This window comes from Chryseobacterium daecheongense (genome assembly GCF_003729955.1).
GTDB lineage: Bacteria > Bacteroidota > Bacteroidia > Flavobacteriales > Weeksellaceae > Chryseobacterium > Chryseobacterium daecheongense.
Genome location: NZ_RJTX01000001.1, coordinates 726289 through 746643, shown reverse-complemented (window position 1 = coordinate 746643; position 20355 = coordinate 726289). Strand labels below are relative to the sequence as shown.

The following is a 20355-nucleotide window of genomic DNA, read 5'->3' as shown; positions in this document are numbered from 1 at the left end:
AGTACGAACTAATGGAAGAAAACTATCTTGAAATCAATAAAAGCTCCTGGAATGCCAAAGTAGAGCCTCATCTGAAATCGGATTTCTATTTTGTGGATGAATTTTTAAAGGGAAGAAGCTCTTTAAACTCTGTTGAGCTTGAACTTTTAGGAGATATAACCGGAAAAAGTATTTTGCATCTTCAATGTCATTTCGGGCAGGATTCCATTTCCCTGTCAAGATTAGGCGCAAAAGTTACCGGAATAGATTTGTCCGATAAAGCGATAGATGCAGCAAAAGATCTGGCTCAGCAATGTCATACTGATACGGAATTTATCTGTTCGGATGTTTATGATCTCCCAAATGTACTGGACCAAAAGTTTGATATGGTTTTTACCAGTTACGGCACGATCGGTTGGCTTCCGGATCTGGAAAAATGGGCGAAAGTGATTAGTCATTTTTTGAAACCGGGAGGACAATTCATTATGGCAGAATTTCATCCTGTTGTCTGGATGTTTGATGATGATTTTAAAGGAGTTGCCTATAACTATTTCAATGAAAAGCCTATTGTGGAAACGTATGAAGGAACGTATGCAGATTTTTCAGCAGATATTGTTCAGGAGTATGTGATGTGGAATCATTCGTTGGCAGAAGTTCTTCAGAATTTGCTTAATGGTGGTTTAGTATTAAAGGAATTCCAGGAATTAGACTGGTCTCCTTATCCTTGTTTTAAACATGTGGAAGAATTTGAGAAAGGAAAATGGAGAATACCGCAGTTCGGAAATAAAATACCGTTGGTCTATGCATTAACGGCACAAAAAAAGTCATCATAAACATTATGATGACTTTTTTAATATATGAATGTTAAAAAAAACTAAATCTTAATTGATAGAATCCTCGGTCTTTGTTTTTACCTCATCAACTTTGTTCTGAACCTGAGAAGCTACTTCATTGGCTTTGCTTTTAAGATCATTTCCCCATTTGTTAATATTGTCTTTTGCCGTATTGATCTTGTCTTTTACCGCCTGTTGCTGTTCAGGAGTTGATTTTTTATATTTCCAGTATGCTAATGCACCTAAACCTAATAAAGCCAATAAGCCATTTGTTTTATTTCCCATGATTTCCAATTTTTAGTTAATAATATTAAAATTTGTTATAGAGTATCATGTAAAATACGTGCCAAAAAAATAAACCGAATTATAAAATATTGTTAAAATTATTGGAATACTTCGAAGGTTTTCCCGTCGAAGCTGGCAAAAACCATGGTAGGATAGGAGTCCTTATGGTATACATTTCCGTCCTTGTCAATGGCAATTGCTCCGGCAAATCCGTCAATGGTTTTCAGTTCTTCAAAAGTTTTATTAAAAGCATTTTCCAGGCTCATTCCATCTGTCACTCTAGTCACAATCTTCGTAGCGGTAGCATTGCTTACAATGTCTTCACCAACACCGGTACAGCTTACTGCACAAAAAGAATTGGCATAATTTCCTGCAACCGTGGCAGAATCTGAAATTCTTCCCGGGATTTCAAAACCTTTTCCCCCGGTGGAAGTAGCAACGGCTAACTTTCCGTTTTTATCGATTGCAACACAGCCTACAGTTCCTTTTCCGCCATTATTTAGCTTAGCTTCATATTCCTTTCTCCGCTGAGGTATTTCTGTTGAAAAATCTTCAAAGCCATGTTCTGAAGCATATTTTTTAGCTCCGCTTCCGCCAAGAACCCTGTCATCTTCTTTTATCAGCTCTTTAGCGACAAAAACGGGGTTTTTTACATTCTGTATATTAATCACACCACTTAATTTCTGAGTTTCCCCATCCATGATTGCCGCACTCATACGAATAACACCATCACTTTGAATCTGGGAACCTATTCCTGCATTATACAGCTCATCATCTTCCAGTAAAGATACAGCATAAGCCACCGTATCAATGGCAGAATTAGACTGAAGGTATTCGAAAGCCTGATAAGCTATTTTTTGTAAAGAATTTTGCTTGGCAATTTTCACTTCATTGCTTTGTTCGCTTTCTGAGAAAAAGCCACCGTGGATGATTATTTTCATAAATAATATAGTTGATGAATGATAAATGATATTTAATTTATCATTTATATTTTACTTGTCTTGAGGAATAGGATTGAACTGTGAATTCTCGATAGTTAATGCTCTCGTAGTAAGATCATAGTGATCATTCATAGACATCACATGAACCGTTAAGTTATCAATAGAAATTGGCTCTCCCAGGTTAATGTTCGTTAGATTGGTATCTTTAATAAACCTTCCGTCCACAATGATCACAAGCCCGGAACCTACCGCCGTCATAACATCATTATGAATAAAAAGTCCAGTATCTTCTCCTAATCCTATTCCTAATGTTCTGGGATTGTTCACCACAGCCTGGAAAAGACGTCCAATTCTTCCCCTTTGTACAAAATGGGTATCAATGATCACATTATCAATAAGACCCAAACCTTGTGTGGTTTTGATTTCCCCTTTCAGCAAAGCTTCAGAGCTGCTCCCCTGGTAAATCATATTTTCAGAAGCAGCGGCAGCTCCGGCAGAAGTCCCGGAATAGATAAAATCCTGCTCCTGGTATTTCAGTAAAATAGTATCATGAAATCTTGTTCCCCCAAGGATGGAAGTAAGCCTAAGTTGGTCTCCACCAGTGAACATCACTACATCTGCAGCATTGGCTCTTGCCACCATCGCATCAGAATTGGCTTCTTCGCGGTTATGGATATCAAGGATATTGACGTTTTTAGCACCAAGAAATTCAAAGGCTTTTTTATATTCTGTGCCGACTATTTGAGGGATTTGTGAGGCGGTTGTAACAACTTCTATTACGGAATTCTCCTTATGTTTAGATTCGTTAATGATCTTTCTTAAAATACCTCTTTCAAAGAAGTTCAAATTTTTTTCAATGTTCTGATCAAAATCGGTTTCCGTGAAGCTTCCTTTGTTTACAGCCCCTCCGATAACAATTAATTTTCCAACGGGTTTCATCATAGTATGCAAATTTAAAAAAATAATTTACTGTGAACCCAATCTCAATGTATTTAAATTGATTCTGAGTATTTTAGAATTGGTAATAAAAATTCTTTGTTTTTTTGAAATCTTTAATCTGTCTATAGTTTTTTTTGAGCTTTTATACTATATTTGATTCTAGAAGAAAGTATTACTAATCAGGAAAAATGCAAATTGACTATGAAAATTGAAAAGATACAGGCTTTACGCGGCCCGAATATTTGGAGCATAAGAAGAAAGAAGCTGATACAGATGAGGTTGGATCTTGAAGAAATGGAAAATTTCCCCACCAATAAAATCGAAGGTTTCAGAGAAAGGATAGAACAATTGATTCCCTCTTTAATTACCCACAGATGTTCAGAAGGAGTAGAAGGCGGTTTTTTTCACAGGGTGGAAACCGGAACATGGATGGGGCATGTTATTGAACACATTGCTTTGGAAATACAAACATTAGCCGGAATGGATGTCGGATTCGGAAGAACCCGCGAAACAAAAACTCCCGGTGTTTATAATGTGGTATTTAATTATTTGGAAGAAAACGCAGGAATTTATGCTGCCGAACAGGCCGTGAAAATTGCAGAAGCTTTAATTGAGAATAAAGAATACGATCTGAATGCCTGTATCCAGAGGCTGAAAGAGATCAGGGAAAGGGTACGTTTAGGTCCTTCTACAGGAAGTATTGTAGAGGAAGCCGTTTCCAGAAGAATTCCCTGGATCAGATTGGGAAGCAATTCCCTTGTGCAGTTAGGATATGGAGTCAATCAGCAACGATTTCAGGCTACCATTACAGGAAAAACGAGTTCTATTGCCGTTGATATTGCGTGTAATAAGGAATTAACGAAAAAAATGCTTCATGATGCGGCCGTTCCGGTTCCTATAGGGGAATTAGTGGTTGATGAAGAAGATCTTGACAGAGTGATCAGAAAAATAGGGTATCCTATTGTGATCAAACCTTTGGACGGAAACCACGGAAAAGGGACTTCTATTAATGTCAATGATTGGGAAGCTTCTAAAATAGGACTGCAGCACGCTCAGAAATATTCAAGAAAGGTCATTGTAGAAAAATATATCACCGGATATGATTTCAGGGTATTGGTGATCAATAATAAAATGGTGGCTGCTGCAAGAAGAGTTCCTGCTCATGTAGTAGGAGACGGGGAACTAAATATTCAACAGCTGATCGAAAAGGAAAACAAAGATCCAAGAAGAGGTTACGGTCACGAAAATGTACTGACAGAAATAGAAGTGGATAAAGATACCACAGAACTTCTTGAAAAACTCCAATACACTCTGGAAACGGTTCCTCAAAAAGGAGAAGTGGTTTATTTAAAATCTACAGCCAACCTTTCAACAGGGGGAACTTCAATAGATGTAACAGATATGGTCCATCCCGAGAACATCACAATGGCAGAAAGGATTTCCAAGATCATTGGATTAGACGTTTGCGGAATCGATATTATGGCAGAAAATCTTACTCAACCTTTAAAAGAGAGTGGAGGAGCCATTATCGAAGTCAATGCAGCCCCTGGATTCAGAATGCATTTGGCTCCGAGCGAAGGATTGCCCAGAAACGTAGCTGCTCCTGTTGTAGATATGCTTTATCCGCCAGGAAAACCATTTACTATTCCCATTATTGCTGTTACAGGAACGAACGGAAAAACAACCACAACAAGACTGATTTCCCATATTGTTAAAAGCAATGGCTACAGAGTAGGGTTCACTACTTCTGACGGTATTTATATTCAAAATACTATGTTGTCAAAAGGTGATACAACCGGACCTCTTTCCGCTGAATTTATCTTAAAAGATCCAACGGTAGAATTTGCCGTGCTGGAAACGGCAAGAGGGGGAATTCTTCGTTCGGGATTAGGTTTTTCACAATGTGATATCGGTGTTTTAACGAACATCAAAGAAGACCATTTGGGAATGAACGATATTCACAACCTGAAAGATCTTACCAAAGTAAAGAGAGTAGTTCTTGACAGTGTAAAGAAGAGTGGATGGAGTGTGATGAATGCTGATGATGAATACTCTATGAAAATAGTTAATGACTTAGATTCTAATGTAGCTATTTTCAGTATGGATGAAAATAATTCCCACATCAAAAAATTTGCAAAAGAAGGCAAAATTACCTGTGTATACGAAGAAGGTTTTGTAACCATCAAAAAAGGGGATTGGAAGATCAGAATCGGTAAAGCAAAAGATTTCCCGATCACTATGGAAGGGAAGGCTAAATTCATGATTCAGAATGTTCTTGCCGCAAGTTTAGCTTCCTATCTGTATGGCTTTGGTATTGAAGATATTTCTAATTCACTGAGAACCTTTATTCCAAGTGCACAGCTTACACCCGGAAGACTGAATATTTTCAAATTTAAAAGCTTTAAGGTCTTAATTGACTTTGCTCATAACCCTGCAGGATATGAAGCCATTGAGGATTATCTGAAAAATGTGGAAGCTACCAAGAAAATAGGTATTATTTCGGGAGTGGGAGATAGAAGGGATGAAGACATTAAGTTGTGCGGAAAAATTGCAGGACGAATGTTTGATTATATCATTATCAGAAATGAGAAGCATCTTCGTGGAAGAACTGAAGAGGAAATCAACGGATTGATTATAGACGGAATTAATGAAGCAGGAAGAGATGTGAGTTATGAAATCATTCCGAAAGAAATAGAGGCACTGAAACATGCGATGAGTATGGCGGAAGAGGGAACCTTCATTACGGCCTTAAGTGATGTGATCTCCAATGCAATTGACCTGGTTCAGGAATATCAGGCGAGAGAGCTGCAGGAAGACGATAAAATTTAAAATAAAAGCCTCCGAAAATCGGAGGCTTTTATTATAGCTTGATCCAGGTTTTCTGGATTTTCTGCATCTTCGTTAAATAGGGAATCAAAAAAAGAAATTCAAATCTCATTGTGAAATGATGACCATTGGTTACAAAAGGTAAAATAAGCATTGTAATTCCACATATAAAAATTCCCAAAAAAGCATCAATAACAGCTGCTTTTGGTCCCCATTCCTGCTCAAACCAAAGTCCATAGGAAACTATGCCTTTGAAAATCAGAATGCTTAATATAATAAGTCCGATAGGGCTGTAAATAGAGGTAGTTTCCAACCCATAAACTGAAAGTCTGGCATTATTATTCAGGAAGAATCCAAAAGCCAATATTAGTACGGCGATCAATCCTATAAATAAAAATATCCATATAAAGATTTTTACCCATACAGGTAGCAAAGCCCTTCTTCGTAAAATGTTGGTTTTTGTATCAAATTCGTCAAAAGCAGATTTTTCTTCCATGCTATAAAAATATCAAATTAATTTATTCTTCTCCAAAAAATGCATTAGAACTTCCGATCCAGATCGCATCCTTTTTATTAAAATCTACATTTACCATTGCTGCTTTGGTCATTCTTCCCAGATTTTCCAATAGAACAGGACGCTCGTCATTCTCTCTCCAAACATACAACATACGGATTTCCGCTTTTGAAAATTCACCATTGATATCCTTGAAAATAGGTTCATAGTTTACTTTTCTCTGCAGAATGTAGTTTTCTTTATCTTCAATGGCTGCTGTGACTTCTTTAGTAGGGCTTAAATTAACACCGCTTCCTGCAAATGAAAATAATGGTTTTAAAACAAAGTTCTCCAGGTGTTCATCTTCCGGAAATTCATGTAAGAAATAACTTTTCGGAATGAACTGATGTTTCAGCAAAGGTAAAAGGAATTTTGAAATCTTAAAGAACCAGTGAGGGTGTGTGATCCATTTAACATCAATATCTTCCCTGAAATCAAACTCGGTAATAAGATCAGGAATTCTGTCCAGCTCATCAAAAATAACACGGTTGTAGATTCTTTTAATCTCTATGAGCTTTCCGTCATTTTCGTAATATAATTTTCTGCCTTCTTTTTTTACTTTGGTCAAGCAAACTGTTTTTATTCCCAGTAATTTTTCAGTGAAAACAAAATCAATAGCAGTTTTTTGCTTCTCAGGATAAATTTCAAGCAAAATGACATTCTCCGGGTTTTCATCTCCTATAATAACCTCCTTTAAATAGTTCTTAAACTCTTCTTGAGGCATCTTATTCCTGATTTCATGTAAGAAAGGATACACTTCACAAAAGGTCTCTTCAAATATTTTCTGAAAGGCATATAAAGAAGGGAAAGCCTGTAGTTCTATCAATTGAGGCTCAATGTCCCCATTGTCATTTTTACAGATCCCAAAATCTATCGTCAGAAAATGAGGCTGCTTGGTATCATTGGGAACCTTACAGTTTTCAGGAATTGCTTTTTCCAGCGTTTCAGATGGTAAAGCCTTGATCTGGTCTATAATGCTTTCGCAGACATCAATAAGTTGATGTTCAAATTCTTTGGTAAGAAAAATCGGGCTCTCAGAAATCCTGAAACCAGGTTCTATCCCACTTTTTTGCTTTAGCATTTCCTTAAACTGCTGGTATTTTTCCTGTGAAAATTCCTGGTTGAATTGTTCTCTGTATTTTGGGATCATATTTTTTCTTTGTGATTTTAAAAAATCGAGCAGTATTGCTCGATTTATATGGGGTTATTATTTTAAAATGCTTCGTAAACTTCCGTTCGTAAACTTATAGTTTGTGTTTAGCATAACAACTTAAAAATTATAAAAAGATTTTAAATTGAGATGAAAAATATAATTATTCATCAACTATCATTTATCAATCATCAACTATTCATTATGCCATTACAGCAACACCTTTCAAAATACTTTTTTTGGCAAATTGCAGGAATCTTGGAAGGATCTGGCTTCTGGTAAGCACAATTTTATCCTCGTCATCCATTCTGTCCAGCGTTTCAAGATACTTCTCCATTCCGAAGTTTTCAATCATGGCTTCTTTATTCTTTTCGTCTTTCAAGTTTTCCATCATTCCGGCAGGATCAGCTTCAGGGTGGAATTGGGTGCCGAAGATCTCCTCTGAAAAACGAACCGCCATTACAGCTCTTTCAAGATTGATATGAGGACGGAATTTTTCAATGGCAACGATTTGCATTCCTAATTCTTCAAAACGGTCATGGTTCGGCTCAATAAACTGGTACGCTCTTGAATCCACCGCATAGAAAGGATCCGGAAGATTTTTAAATAAAAATTCCTGTTCACCTTCTTCCGTTTTATGAACCGGCATTACTCCGAAAGAATAGGATTTTCTTTTGCAGATATTACCCAGTTCCCAGTGAATACTTGCCAGTTGGAATGAATGGCAGATTAAGAAAAGGTATTTTTTATTTTCGTTGAATTGATTGTGCTCATAAATAGCATCCAGGAAATTCCCATACTTTTCTTCCCATTCAAAACCTTCTTTATGTGGAGTTCCCGGCCCGCCTGAAGAAATGAAAATATCAAAATCTTCAACGTTCGGCATTTCATTTTTATACCTCACATCAAAGGTCTGTATACTTACGTTTTCTTCCGAACTTTGCTGGAATGCCTCAGAAATCTCTCTGATGTTTCTAAAACCCTGATTGACATGGTTGTTGTTTAAATCCAACAAAGCCATTCGAATATCTTTCATACTACTTCATATTTTTGGCAAAGTTATCAAAAAATTATGAAGCGGGTTCGCCATGTGTTATGCCATACTCTGTTTCAGAGATCATATAGTCCACCACTTTGGTAAGATCACCGGTCTCATTGAAAATTTTAAGCTGTCTGTCTGCACCGGTTCCATTTTGTAAGATCGTCCATGCATATTCCACTTCTTTTCTGCATCCCAATTCGTCCACCACGTCATCAATGAACTCAAGAAGCTCTTTTAAAAGGTCCGGATAAGGAACAGATTCTTCTTTCCCAAAATCGATAAGATGGGCTTCAATTCCACTTTTGGAAGCCCGCCATTTATTTTCGTTCAATAATAATCTTCTATAACTCCTGAAGCTTAAATTTTGCTGGTGAAGTTTATAAATTTTAGCGACCAGACTTTGCATGATAGCGGCTAAACATACCGTTTCGTCAATTCTCAACGGCATATCGCAAATCCTGAACTCAATGGTAGGGTAGAATGGATGCACTCTTAGATCCCACCATATTTTCTTGGCATTATCAATGGTTCCGGTTTTCACAAGCAGATCAACATAGCTGTCAAACTCAGCCAATGAATTAAAATAACTCGGAATCCCTGTTCTTGGGAATTTGACGAAGATTTCCTGTCGGTAAGATTTGAACCCAGTACTTCTTCCGATCCAGAAAGGAGAGTTGGTAGAAAGGGCATAGACGTGAGGAAGGAAATAACGCATGACATTCTGAATCCGCACTCCTTCTTCACGATTCGGGATACCGATATGAACATGGAGCCCGAAAATAAGATTGCCTCGCGCTACATCACCCATGTCGTCTACAATTTTGTGGTAGCGTTCCCCATCCGTAATGGTATTATGTTCCCAGTTTGAAAAAGGGTGGGTTCCGCCTCCTGAAACACGTAATCCTTGCTCATGGGCAATATTGATCAGGTGTCTTCTCAAGTTGGTAAGCTCTGTTCTGGCTTCCTGGATATTCTGGCAGATGCCTGTTTCCATTTCAACCATGGATTCATGCATTTCGTGTTTTAAATTTTCACTTAAAACGGCCTTTCCGCCCTCAATAATTTTCGAAACATGAGAAACTAGATCCCTGCTCTCAACATCAATGATCTGATACTCTTCTTCGATTCCGATAGTAAATTGATGCATTTTTTTCTGTGTTTGTATTTTTTAATAATGGTTATTTAGCTGATTCTTTTACAAATGTTCCCCAAGAGATATTAGGTTTCCCAGGAACATATTCTTTGGCTTTTTCAATAGCCAGCTTTGCGGCATGCTCTACGATCCATGCGAAGTTATCTTCTCCTACAGAATTTCTGTCGGCATCCGGTGCAGGGTTGCAGAAATCAATAGCGTAAGGAATGCCATCTCTTACAGCAAATTCTACAGTATTGAAATCATATCCTAAAGCTTCATTCATTTTGATCGTATAATCATGAATAGTTTTCAGTAGTTTTTCCAGTTCTTCACCCTGTGTTTGATGAGTTGTTGCATATCGTAAATGATGAGGGTTTCTAGGCTCATAAGGCATGATGTGAACATATTTCTTCCCTAAGCAATACACCCTGTAATAATCCTGGAAAATAATCTCTTCCTGAACCATCATTACTAGCTGTTCCGTTTCGCTTAGTTTATTCCACATATCTTCAGGATTTTCCACCCTGTAGACATTTCTCCAGCCACCACCATCATGAGGCTTCATATACGCAGGAAAGCCCACATAGTTGAAAATATAATCCCAGTCATGAGGGAATTTTAAATTTCTGAATGAGGTTTCCGAAGTATTGGTCGGCCTTTCATGAGAAGGAAGCAATACTGTTTTAGGAAGTGGAATTCCCAGTTTGGTCATCAAAGCGTTATTGAAGAATTTTTCATCGGCACTCCACCAGAATGGATTATTAATCACGTAGGTGCCATTCAATGCTGCATTCTTCAGATAAGCTCTGTAAAAGGGAACGTCCTGCGAGATTCTGTCAATAATTACTGCATAACCATAATCTGCTCCTTGCTCCAGTTTGTCGATATTTACAGGCTCTGCAATAATTTCTCCGCCACCCAGCTCATTTACCTTTTCTATAAACGCCCAGGGAAATGTATCTTCCATTCCAAATAGAATTCCCACTTTTTTTGTCATAATTGTTGTTTTTAATGTTGTATACTAATTTTTTTCAAATACCAGTTTTCAGGAGAAGAAAGCCCCGATGAATGTTGGGAAAACCATTCTCCATAATGGCCAGTCGTGATTGATCCATTTTCGTTCATCATACCAGAAATCAATCCCTTTGGAACTTAATATTTCTGCCATTTCCAGATTTTTGTCTTTGCAGATATCCTGGTCGGAAGTACTCAACACAATATGCATATGTTTATACTTCCATGCCTCATCATTTTTCACAAACTCTCTCGGGCAATTGAAGTAGACTAATTCATCGGAATACCCATCCATAAAATTCCTGATGCTGAATGCTCCTGAAAGACAGAACAAGTGAGAAACCACGTCAGGAAACCTGAATGCAAAATTGGCTGCATGGTATCCGCCAAAACTGGCTCCCGCCACCGCAACGCGATGGGTTTGATGAAGTTTTTGGATATAAGGAATAAATTCTTTGATTAAAAACTGTACATATAATTCATAGTTCTTGATTCTTTGTTGTGGAGATATTTTTTCATCGTAAAAGCTCCAGGCGTCAATAGTCTGAATATTATAAAGCTTTACTTTTCCCTGCTCAATGAACCAATTGATACTTCCATTGAGATGGAAATCGTGGTTTTGGGTATATTGTCCCTGGGAAGTTGGAAACATGACAATCGGGTATCCGTAATGCCCGGTTACTTCTACTTTAAGGCTGGTTCCTAATATATGGGAATAATAGTCGGTATGTTCTATTTGCGGCATGCTTTAATATAAATGATAATTGATTAGTGATGATTAATTTTTATAGTGATGAGTTATCAATAATAATTTCGCCTAACTTCTTAACTTGTAGGTTTCCCTTTCGGTGGAAGGATGTTCAGCATATCGGCCTGGATTTTTTCAGCAGCACTGTCGAGTCTTTCCTGTACCACAGTGGAATCATTGGATTTATAAACGATTCCCACATGATAATCGATAGGTAAGAATTTAACTACTTCATCACATTCAAATTCATTGTAATCCGGCTCTTTATCTTTGATTAAAGCAACAATTAGCCCGGAATAATATCCTGTAGGTTTAGCCACTTCATAGTTTTTGCCTCTTAAAAGGGCATCTTCAATTTTGGCCCATTCCCGCCATATATTGATATTGCTTGAAGCTTCCACAAGATCAGGAATATGAGCTCCTCCAACCCTGGAAGAGGTTTCAAGGAAATACCATTTCCCATCTTCCTTGCTACGGATAAATTCCGTATGGGTAGCTCCATTCAGCAATCCAAAACTGGAAAGTACTTTAGCATTTACCTGTTCCAGCGATTTGAATTCATCGGAATACCTTCCCAGCGTTTTACTTCTGAAAACACCTCCTTCGTGAGAAACCTGCATAGGAGGGGCTAAGTATTTGGAAGCGGAAGTAAAAACAATTTCTTTATTAAATGTTAAGCTGTCCACATGATACACATCTCCAGGTTTAAAGCTTTCTAATAAAAACAGATGGCGTTCTTCCCCAAGGGCATCTAAAGCTTCCCAAAGCTGTTCTTTGGTCGCTAATTTTTTAATTCCTGATGCAGATGCTTCTGAGCGGGGTTTCAGAACCCATGGAGCGGGTATATTTTCTATAAATTGATTCACCTCATCATTATTGAAAACAGCAGTAAATTCCGGTACATTAATCCCTGAATCTTTAGCTTTTTGCCGCATGGCAAGTTTATCTCTGAAATAACGGTGCGTAGTCTGTCCCATCCCGGGAATTCGGAAGGTCTCTCTGATCAGGGCGGCCTTTTCCACATCATAATCATCCAAAGCAACTACAGCATTTACTTTTCTTGTTTGCATCAGATGAGAAAATCCTTGGATAAGATGATCCAGATTCCAGACAGAAGGTTTCAGCTCGGGCATGTAAAATACCTCGTCAATGGCATGCCATGGCCAGTTTTTTTCTTTAAGATTTTCGGATGTTACTAAGATAATTTTATTACCGAGCTTCTTCATTTCATCCATGAAATCATAGCCCTTGTAATAGCACGAAATACATACTATTGTTTTCTCCTCCATATAATGTTTTTTAAAATTTGATGGATTTTCAAAAATAAAAGCAATTTTTTATTGATTATTTAATATCAAAATCCGAAATATGATGCGCTTTTGAAAATCCTAACTCAATTATACAGAGAAATTTTGTAAAAAACTAATTTTTAGTGATAATTTTCAATTAAATGTGATAAAAGTTGTACCCCATATCCTGTTGCTGCTTTTTCTTTAGAATAATTGGTGTTTCCAAAAGCAACCCCGGCAATGTCCAAATGAGCCCACTTAGGGTGGTTTTCAATGAATTGCTCCAGAAATTTGGCGGCAATAATACAGTCTCCAATAGGCTTCATGGAAATGTTTTTCAGATCGGCGACATCAGACTGGATATCATCTTTCCAAACGTCCCATAATGGAAGATTCCATAGTCTTTGGTTGGTAGCATCACCGGTTTTGATCAAAAGATTTTTCAATTCTTCATTATTGGAGAATAACGCACCGCAAGTATCGCCAAACATTCTTACTGCACTACCTGTCAATGTTGCCAAATCAATAACAATATCTGTTTTATAGTTTTTAGTAAGATAGGAGAGTCCATCGGCTAAAGTCATTCTTCCTTCGGCGTCTGTATCAAGAACTTCTATGGTCTTTCCATTGTAGGCGGTAATAACATCGCTTGGAAGGTATGCACTTTCTGAAATTGCATTGTCTGTAATAGGCAAAACGGCAATAATATTTACCGGAAGATTCATTTCCGAGGCATAGATCAATGTCCCTAAAACAGCAGTAGCTCCACCCATATCGGATTTCATATAATGCATATTGGTTGGGTTTTTCAGGGAAATCCCTCCGGTATCAAACAATACACATTTTCCGACTAAACCTATGGTTTTAGCTTTTTTAACGGTTGTAGTATATTCTAAAATCGTGAAAGCTGCGTCATAAGCGCTTCCTTGATTCACTGCAAGATAGGCTCCCAATCCCAGCTCTTCACATTTTTTTCTGTTAAAAGCTGTATATTTTAGTTGATATTTTTTAGCAAGATTTTTCAGATAAGCATTAAAAATATCAGGTTTTTTAAGATTGGCTGGTTTGTTCAACCAATCCTGACAGGCAGTTTGTCCGTTACATAAAGCTTCCGATCTTTGAAGAATGGCATCTAATTTTTTAGGGCTTAAATTTTCAACATGAATTTCAAATTTGGAATTCCAGAAAGGATGGCTTTTATCAAACGGATAATGATAAGTTCCAAGTAGAAGCCCTTTGATGAATTCTTCAAACTGTTTTTCATTGAAAAAATCAGCCAAAAACAATGTGGGAACTGTCCGGATATTTTTCTTTTGTGTTTGAGAGAATTTATTGGCCACCTGCTGAATTTCAAAATCCGCTAAAGTTGATTTTCCGAGACCGATAAAATAGGTAATGCCTTCTTCATGGGCATTGATGAAAACTTCATTTTTCTTTCCCGTGAAAAACGTGGAAATATTTTTATTGAAATTTTTGCTGGTTTTAGTCCATTCTTCTTCGGTGAACAGATGAAAGACCTGAGTATATTGTTTATTTCTTTTATTTATTAATTTCATGCCTGTTAATTTTTGATGCTTTTCTGTTGTGGTTTTACTTCTACAGGGTTTTCACTATTGTCATAATACAACCATTCTATAGCTCTTGGAAATTCCTGAGACCAATAAAATTCACTGTGTTCTCCTTCCGGATTAATGTTGGTTCTGAATTCAAAATCAAAAAGGTTTTTCTTTTCCCATCTTCGCAGGTATTCTTCAAAAAGATGGATCCTTTTTACCATTTTAGCGCCTTCTTTTTCGCCTCCGTATAAATAGATCTTCATTTTATAGGGAACTCTGAAATTCATCATGGGGAAATTGTTGTTCGGCTCTACCCAAAGAGAAGGGGAGAAGATCAATAATTTGGAATAGACTTCAGGATAAAGAAAACCACTGTAAATGCTGATTAAAGCCCCCAAAGAGCTTCCGCCGATACCTGTATTGTCCCTGTCTTTTTTGGTCCTGTAGTTTTCATCCACAAAAGGTTTCAAAGTATCCGTAATGAAACGGATGTATTTTTTCCCTTCGGAACCATTGGCCACATGATCATTATCGAATATATATTCTTTGATTCTTTCTTCGCTGCCGTGTTCTATGGCTATGATAATTAAATCCCCTCTGCCATATTCCGCAAGGATGGATAGTTTTTTGTCGATTTCCCAGTTTCCGTAACCGCTCCCTTCATTGAACAGGTTCTGTGCATCCTGAAGATATAAAACAGGGTAACTTTTATCGGAAACATAGTAGTCGTAAGGTAAAAGAGCCCAGACTTTGCGGTAACGGTCAAGCTGCGGAATATAAAATTCCTCCGAAATGATTTCAGCAATAGGGAAAAATTCCTTTTTGAAAGGTCCCCAGTTGAGCCTCCATTTTTCCACAATATCCGAAATTTTTCCTGCTGATTTTTCAATTTTACGGTTAGGGGTAATATTTCCATATTTATCCAGCTCTACATTTTCCCAGCCTCCTTTGGTGAATTTGTATTCAATATGGTCCGGAAGGATACCGTCGTCAATGTCAATAAAATAAGTCCCGGAACTTGACGCTTTAAGCTGGTAATTATAATCTTTAGGGTTCCAATTGTTGAAATTCCCTGTGATATAAACCGTTCTGTCATCGTTTTCTTCCGTATAAAGTTCGAACCTCATCATATGTGTTGAAAAAAATTAAACACTAAATTTATAAAAAATCTTTTTATAGATTATTTTGAAATCATAAAAACGTTGATTGAAAAAATGATATATTTGAGAAAACGGGTAAAAGAGGGAATTAACATAATAATTATTTCAATAATATGTAACGATTATTGTTAATATTTTTTGTAGTTTCAATGAAAATATAAAATTAAAACAGCCTTGATGAATTCTGTTAAAACATACACGCTTTTCACAGAGCATGATATTTACCTTTTTAAGGAGGGTAAGCACTATAAGCTGTATGATAAGTTTGGAGCCCATTCTGTAGAAAAAGACGGAATTCAGGGGGTATATTTTTCGGTTTGGGCCCCGAATGCTAAAAAAGTTTCCGTGATCGGGAACTTTAATCACTGGAATCATAAAGACCATATTTTATATCCCCGTTGGGATGAATCCGGAATTTGGGAAGGCTTTATTGCGGGATTAACGTGGGGAACCTTATATAAATACGCCATTGAAACCGCTTACGGGGAAATTCTGGAGAAAAGTGATCCCTATGCATTAAGCTGGGAACAGAATATTCAGGCTGCTTCATTGGTTTCTACGACCTGGTACGAATGGGGGGATAAAGAATGGATTCAAAACCGATGGAAAAAAAATAATCTGGAGGCCCCTATTTCAGTTTATGAGCTTCACTTGGGGTCCTGGGTGAGAGATGGAGATGCTCCCGACAGATTTTTGAATTACAGGGATATTGCTAAAAAGCTTGTTCCTTATATTAAAGAAATGGGTTTTACTCATGTGGAGTTTATGCCCGTTATGGAATATCCGTATGACCCAAGCTGGGGATATCAGATCACAGGTTTTTATGCTGCAACGTCTCGCTTCGGTTCTCCGCAGGATCTGATGTATCTGATTGATGAGCTTCATAAAAATGATATCGGAGTTATTTTGGATTGGGTACCATCTCATTTTCCGGGAGATGCTAATGGACTGCACCGTTTTGACGGTTCTTTTTTATATGAGCATGAGGACCCCCGAAAAGGTTTTCATCCGGACTGGAAATCACACATTTTCAACTATGGAAGGAATGAAGTGAAATCTTTTCTTATTTCCAATGCGATGTTCTGGCTGGAGCGTTATCATGCAGATGGATTACGGGTAGATGCGGTGACTTCCATGCTGCATCTGGATTATTCCAGGAATGAGGGGGAATGGGAGCCTAATATACATGGAGGAAATGTAAACCTTGAAGCGAAAGCCTTTTTACAGGATTTTAATACTGCTGTTTATAAAGAATTTGGAAATAGTATCATGACCATTGCAGAAGAAAGCTCTGATTTTCCGCTGCTGACCAAACCGGTACATGACGGCGGAGTAGGATTCGGGATGAAATGGATGATGGGGTGGATGCATGATACACTGGATTATTTTAAAGAAGAACCGGGCAGTAGAAAATATCATCATCATAAGCTAACTTTTGCTTCCATGTACATGTATAATGAAAATTATATGATGCCTTTGTCTCATGATGAAGTAGTACACGGAAAAGCAAGCCTGATTTACAAAATGGTGGGAGACGAGTGGCAGAAATTTGCTAATCTTCGGGCTTTATACGTGTATATGTATACCCATCCCGGAGCAAAACTCTTGTTTATGGGTGATGAATTTGGACAGACAAGCGAATGGAACTTCACCCAAAGTTTAGATTGGCATTTATTGCAATATCCGGTGCATCAAGGGGTGCAGAACGTGGTGAAAGATCTGAATCATATTTACCGATCTGAACCCGCTTTTTATGAAAATCAATTCAATCCCAATGGTTTTGAATGGGTTGAAGCCAATGATGAGAACAATTCCGTTTATGTATATCTGAGGAAAGGCAAAAAAAGAGAAGATGTTTTTATGGTGGTGTTAAATCTTACGCCTCAGGTTATGGATTATAAAATAGGAGTGAATAGTGGTACTCATTGGGAAGTTATTTTCAATTCCGATGATGAACGATATAGCGGAAGCGGAGTGAAGCCGGAAGTGATCAGAGAAGAATATGAAGAATGGATGAATCACCCGAAATCTATTACCCTGAAATTACCGCCTTTGGCCGGAGTGATCTTAAGACAGAGAAAAGACAAAAAATATAAATTACACAGAATTAAATTACATAAAAAGTAGAATGGTTGTTTATCACCTTAGTACGGAATGTTATCCGGTGGCAAAAGTCGGAGGTTTGGCAGATGTAGTAGGAGCGTTGCCTAAATACCAAAATAAAATAAAAGGGGTTGATGCTAAAGTCGTAATGCCTTGGTACAATAAATCTTTTTTTTATGATCATGAGTTTGACATAGTTTTTGATGGTTTTATTCATCAGGGACCGAATATGCTTCAGGTTCAGGTCATGAAGGAAAAAACGAATGTACTAGGTTTTGAATTGTACATGGTGAAAATTCCCGGGCTTTTGGACCGCGATAATCCTTATGGATATCAGGATGAAAGCTTTCAGTTTTTAGCCTTTCAGCATGGAGCCTTGCATTGGCTGAGTGCTATGCAGATTCGGCCGGATGTTTTACACTGCCACGATTATCATACAGGACTGGTTCCTTTTATGATTGAAAACTGTCCCGAATTTGAATTCCTTAAAGGAGTGAAAACCATAGGAACTATCCATAACGGAGAATATCAGGGGATGATGAGCTGGAATATGGCTAATTATATGCCTTATTTCGATTCCTGGAAATGGGGATTTTTAGACTGGAACGGATTGATCAATCCATTAGCTTCAATGATCAAATGTTCTCATGCTTTTACCACTGTTTCCGAAGGTTATTTGGAAGAGCTGTATATAGGATTCAGAGGGTTGGAAAGTCTGGTGCGTCAGGAGTTCAGCAAAGCTTACGGAATCATCAATGGAATTGATACGGAAGTATGGAATCCGGAAACCGATCCGATGCTTGATTTTAATTATAGTATTAAAAATGCGGTTGCCCAAAAGAAGAAAAATAAAGAGAAGCTTTGTAAAGAATATGGCTTGAAACCGGAACTTCCTTTGTTTGCCTTCATCGGAAGGTTTGCAACAGAAAAAGGAGCGGATCTGCTTCCCGATATGGTATGGAGAAGTATAAAACAGAGTTACGGGGCTTTGAATATTATGATACTTGGGTCCGGAAACCCTTATATTGAAAATAAGCTGAAGGAATATGATTATACATACAGCAATTTTGCTTTGGATTTAGGATATAAGGAACATCTTTCGCATAAAATATATGCTTCGGCGGACTTTTTACTAATGCCGTCAAGAGTAGAACCATGCGGACTGAACCAAATGTATTCCATGAGGTATGGAACGATTCCTGTAGTAAGATATACCGGAGGGCTGAAAGATACAGTGGCTGATATTTCCACTGGCGGAGCAGGACTGAATTTTACCTATCCCGGAGTTGATGATATGATCCATGCCATTAACAGAGGTATTACTCTCTACAACAAAAAAGACACAATGGAAAAACTGATTGAGGCGAATATGCAGTTTGATTTCGCATGGGAGAAATCTGCAGAAAAATATATAGCTTTATACAATAACTAAATATAAAAACGCAAGATAATTATGAAACACAATGTTATTTCCATTGTTTTGGGAGGAGGTAGAGGAACAAGGCTTTTTCCGTTAACCTATTCAAGGTCTAAACCTGCGGTTCCGATTGCAGGAAAATACCGTTTGGTAGATATTCCGATTTCAAATTGCCTGAATTCCGGACTGAATAAAATTTTGGTTTTGACGCAGTTTAATTCAGCTTCATTAAACTCACATATTAAAAACTCTTATCATTTTGATATTTTCAGCAGAGGTTTTGTAGATATTCTTGCTGCGGAGCAGAATGTGGAAAACGACAGTTGGTATCAGGGAACGGCGGATGCAGTTCGCCAGTCGATGAAGCATCTTGAAAAATATGATTACGATTATATCCTGATTCTTTCCGGAGACCAGTTGTATCAGATGGATTTCAGGGAAATGCTGGACTTTCACATTGAAAACGGAGGCGATGTAACGATTGCTACGATTCCGGTGAATGCAAAGGACGCTACCGGTTTTGGGATTTTGAAATCAGATGATGATGGGAATATCACCTCTTTTGTGGAAAAACCGGGATTTGATCTGTTGGAAGGTCTGAAATCTGAGGTTTCCGATGAGAACAAACACAAAGGAAAAGAATATTTAGCTTCTATGGGAATCTATATCTTTACTAAAAATATCCTCAAAAAGATGTTTGAAGAAGGAGCGGGAGACGACTTTGGGAAAGATATTATTCCGAGCTCCATAGGGAAGTATACCACATTAAGCTATCAGTATGAAGGATATTGGACTGATATCGGAACTATAGAGTCATTCTATGAGGCTAATCTTGATCTTTGCCAGGATTTTCCACAGTTCAACCTTTTTTCTTCTTCGCCTATTTACACAAGAGCGAGAATGCTTCCGCCATCCAAAATTAATGGTTCCTACGTAAGTAAAGCCGTTTTTGGCGATGGATGCATTATTATGGCAGATAAAATCGAAAATTCGGTGATAGGAAACAGAACGAGAATAGATAAAGGAAGTACGATCGTTAATTCTTATGTAATGGGAGCCGATTTCTATCAGAATACTGCTGAAATAGTGATGAATGACAGAGGAGGCCGTCCTAATATGGGAATCGGGAAGTACTGCTATATTGAAAAGGCAATTCTTGATAAAAATTGCTATATTGGAGATAATGTAAGAATCATAGGCGGGAAACACTTGCCAGATGGAGATTACGGTACCCACTCCGTTCAGGACGGTATTGTAGTGGTGAAAAAAGGAGCGGTGCTTCCTCCGGGAACTCATATCGGATAAAAGTAGGGAGTTTGAAGCCGGATGATGGAAGTTTTAATATTATAAGTTCAATAACTTCCATCTTCAATAATTTTAAACAA

Annotated in this window: 17 protein-coding genes; 5 read left to right on the top strand and 12 right to left on the bottom strand. The window is 37.7% G+C overall.

The genetic code is table 11. From position 1 onward, the window contains the following. Window positions 1–11: 11 nt before the first annotated feature. Window positions 12–812, top strand: coding sequence for a class I SAM-dependent methyltransferase (locus tag EGI05_RS03450; protein WP_123261662.1), 801 nt, complete (start codon window positions 12–14; stop codon window positions 810–812). A gap of 48 nt (window positions 813–860) precedes the next feature. On the opposite strand, the gene EGI05_RS03445 is transcribed toward EGI05_RS03450, so the two are convergent. The 3 genes from EGI05_RS03445 to EGI05_RS03435 all read right to left on the bottom strand — a co-directional run bounded on the left by EGI05_RS03445 (window position 861) and on the right by EGI05_RS03435 (window position 2977). Continuing rightward, window positions 861–1097, bottom strand: a complete 237-nt coding sequence (locus tag EGI05_RS03445) for a YtxH domain-containing protein (RefSeq protein ID WP_123261661.1) — start codon at window positions 1095–1097, stop codon at window positions 861–863. Window positions 1098–1195: 98 nt separating this feature from the next. Continuing rightward, entirely contained in the window at window positions 1196–2038 is an 843-nt protein-coding gene (locus EGI05_RS03440; protein ID WP_123261660.1) for an isoaspartyl peptidase/L-asparaginase, read from the bottom strand. 51 nt (window positions 2039–2089) lie between these two features. Next, entirely contained in the window at window positions 2090–2977 is an 888-nt protein-coding gene (locus tag EGI05_RS03435; protein ID WP_123262562.1) for a cyanophycinase, read from the bottom strand. A gap of 201 nt (window positions 2978–3178) precedes the next feature. Between EGI05_RS03435 and cphA the strand changes: the two genes are divergently transcribed. Further along, complete coding sequence (cphA, locus tag EGI05_RS03430) at window positions 3179–5806, top strand: cyanophycin synthetase (RefSeq protein ID WP_123262561.1); 2628 nt, start codon at window positions 3179–3181, stop codon at window positions 5804–5806. 31 nt (window positions 5807–5837) lie between these two features. Here cphA and EGI05_RS03425 read toward each other — a convergent pair whose 3' ends face one another. The 9 genes from EGI05_RS03425 to EGI05_RS03385 form a co-directional block, all read right to left on the bottom strand. Beyond that, window positions 5838–6299, bottom strand: coding sequence for a hypothetical protein (locus EGI05_RS03425; RefSeq protein ID WP_123261659.1), 462 nt, complete (start codon window positions 6297–6299; stop codon window positions 5838–5840). Between the two features lie 22 nt (window positions 6300–6321). Continuing rightward, window positions 6322–7506, bottom strand: coding sequence for an ATP-grasp domain-containing protein (locus tag EGI05_RS03420; protein ID WP_123261658.1), 1185 nt, complete (start codon window positions 7504–7506; stop codon window positions 6322–6324). Between the two features lie 202 nt (window positions 7507–7708). After that, window positions 7709–8542, bottom strand: a complete 834-nt coding sequence (locus EGI05_RS03415) for a type 1 glutamine amidotransferase (protein WP_123261657.1) — start codon at window positions 8540–8542, stop codon at window positions 7709–7711. A gap of 34 nt (window positions 8543–8576) precedes the next feature. Beyond that, window positions 8577–9695 carry a carboxylate-amine ligase gene (locus tag EGI05_RS03410; protein ID WP_123261656.1) on the bottom strand — a complete coding sequence of 373 codons (1119 nt, stop codon included), beginning with the start codon at window positions 9693–9695 and terminating at the stop codon, window positions 8577–8579. A 31-nt stretch (window positions 9696–9726) separates the two neighbouring features. Beyond that, a complete protein-coding gene (locus EGI05_RS03405; RefSeq protein WP_123261655.1) occupies window positions 9727–10680 on the bottom strand; it encodes an ATP-grasp domain-containing protein in 954 nt (317 codons plus the stop codon). Window positions 10681–10728: 48 nt separating this feature from the next. Then, window positions 10729–11442, bottom strand: coding sequence for an alpha/beta hydrolase-fold protein (locus EGI05_RS03400; protein ID WP_123261654.1), 714 nt, complete (start codon window positions 11440–11442; stop codon window positions 10729–10731). 80 nt (window positions 11443–11522) lie between these two features. Further along, window positions 11523–12734 (bottom strand): ATP-grasp domain-containing protein, encoded by a 1212-nt coding sequence (locus EGI05_RS03395; protein WP_123261653.1) that lies wholly within the window; start codon window positions 12732–12734, stop codon window positions 11523–11525. Window positions 12735–12874: 140 nt separating this feature from the next. Then, the gene (locus EGI05_RS03390; protein WP_123261652.1) at window positions 12875–14290 is read right to left on the bottom strand and encodes a leucyl aminopeptidase family protein; all 1416 of its coding nucleotides are present in this window, start codon (window positions 14288–14290) and stop codon (window positions 12875–12877) included. A gap of 5 nt (window positions 14291–14295) precedes the next feature. Then, entirely contained in the window at window positions 14296–15417 is a 1122-nt protein-coding gene (locus EGI05_RS03385; protein ID WP_123261651.1) for an alpha/beta hydrolase-fold protein, read from the bottom strand. A 210-nt stretch (window positions 15418–15627) separates the two neighbouring features. Between EGI05_RS03385 and glgB the strand changes: the two genes are divergently transcribed. The 3 genes from glgB to EGI05_RS03370 are packed head-to-tail and all read left to right on the top strand — an operon-like array spanning window position 15628 to window position 20275. Then, window positions 15628–17577, top strand: a complete 1950-nt coding sequence (gene glgB / locus EGI05_RS03380; RefSeq protein ID WP_185144951.1) for a 1,4-alpha-glucan branching protein GlgB — start codon at window positions 15628–15630, stop codon at window positions 17575–17577. Between the two features lies 1 nt (window position 17578). Continuing rightward, window positions 17579–18985 (top strand): glycogen synthase, encoded by a 1407-nt coding sequence (locus tag EGI05_RS03375; RefSeq protein WP_123261649.1) that lies wholly within the window; start codon window positions 17579–17581, stop codon window positions 18983–18985. A 21-nt stretch (window positions 18986–19006) separates the two neighbouring features. Beyond that, window positions 19007–20275 (top strand): glucose-1-phosphate adenylyltransferase, encoded by a 1269-nt coding sequence (locus EGI05_RS03370; RefSeq protein ID WP_123261648.1) that lies wholly within the window; start codon window positions 19007–19009, stop codon window positions 20273–20275. Window positions 20276–20355: the final 80 nt, after the last annotated feature.

Coding starts and splice junctions, on each gene's coding strand:
- EGI05_RS03410 (WP_123261656.1), bottom strand. CDS start 9,695: ATGCATCAATTTACTATCGGAATCGAAGAAGAGTATCAGATCATTGAT.
- EGI05_RS03440 (WP_123261660.1), bottom strand. CDS start 2,038: ATGAAAATAATCATCCACGGTGGCTTTTTCTCAGAAAGCGAACAAAGC.
- EGI05_RS03375 (WP_123261649.1), top strand. CDS start 17,579: ATGGTTGTTTATCACCTTAGTACGGAATGTTATCCGGTGGCAAAAGTC.
- EGI05_RS03415 (WP_123261657.1), bottom strand. CDS start 8,542: ATGAAAGATATTCGAATGGCTTTGTTGGATTTAAACAACAACCATGTC.
- EGI05_RS03425 (WP_123261659.1), bottom strand. CDS start 6,299: ATGGAAGAAAAATCTGCTTTTGACGAATTTGATACAAAAACCAACATT.
- EGI05_RS03435 (WP_123262562.1), bottom strand. CDS start 2,977: ATGAAACCCGTTGGAAAATTAATTGTTATCGGAGGGGCTGTAAACAAA.
- EGI05_RS03420 (WP_123261658.1), bottom strand. CDS start 7,506: ATGATCCCAAAATACAGAGAACAATTCAACCAGGAATTTTCACAGGAA.
- EGI05_RS03390 (WP_123261652.1), bottom strand. CDS start 14,290: ATGAAATTAATAAATAAAAGAAATAAACAATATACTCAGGTCTTTCAT.
- EGI05_RS03450 (WP_123261662.1), top strand. CDS start 12: ATGGAAGAAAACTATCTTGAAATCAATAAAAGCTCCTGGAATGCCAAA.
- EGI05_RS03400 (WP_123261654.1), bottom strand. CDS start 11,442: ATGCCGCAAATAGAACATACCGACTATTATTCCCATATATTAGGAACC.
- EGI05_RS03405 (WP_123261655.1), bottom strand. CDS start 10,680: ATGACAAAAAAAGTGGGAATTCTATTTGGAATGGAAGATACATTTCCC.
- EGI05_RS03445 (WP_123261661.1), bottom strand. CDS start 1,097: ATGGGAAATAAAACAAATGGCTTATTGGCTTTATTAGGTTTAGGTGCA.
- EGI05_RS03395 (WP_123261653.1), bottom strand. CDS start 12,734: ATGGAGGAGAAAACAATAGTATGTATTTCGTGCTATTACAAGGGCTAT.
- EGI05_RS03385 (WP_123261651.1), bottom strand. CDS start 15,417: ATGAGGTTCGAACTTTATACGGAAGAAAACGATGACAGAACGGTTTAT.
- cphA (WP_123262561.1), top strand. CDS start 3,179: ATGAAAATTGAAAAGATACAGGCTTTACGCGGCCCGAATATTTGGAGC.
- EGI05_RS03370 (WP_123261648.1), top strand. CDS start 19,007: ATGAAACACAATGTTATTTCCATTGTTTTGGGAGGAGGTAGAGGAACA.
- glgB (WP_185144951.1), top strand. CDS start 15,628: ATGAATTCTGTTAAAACATACACGCTTTTCACAGAGCATGATATTTAC.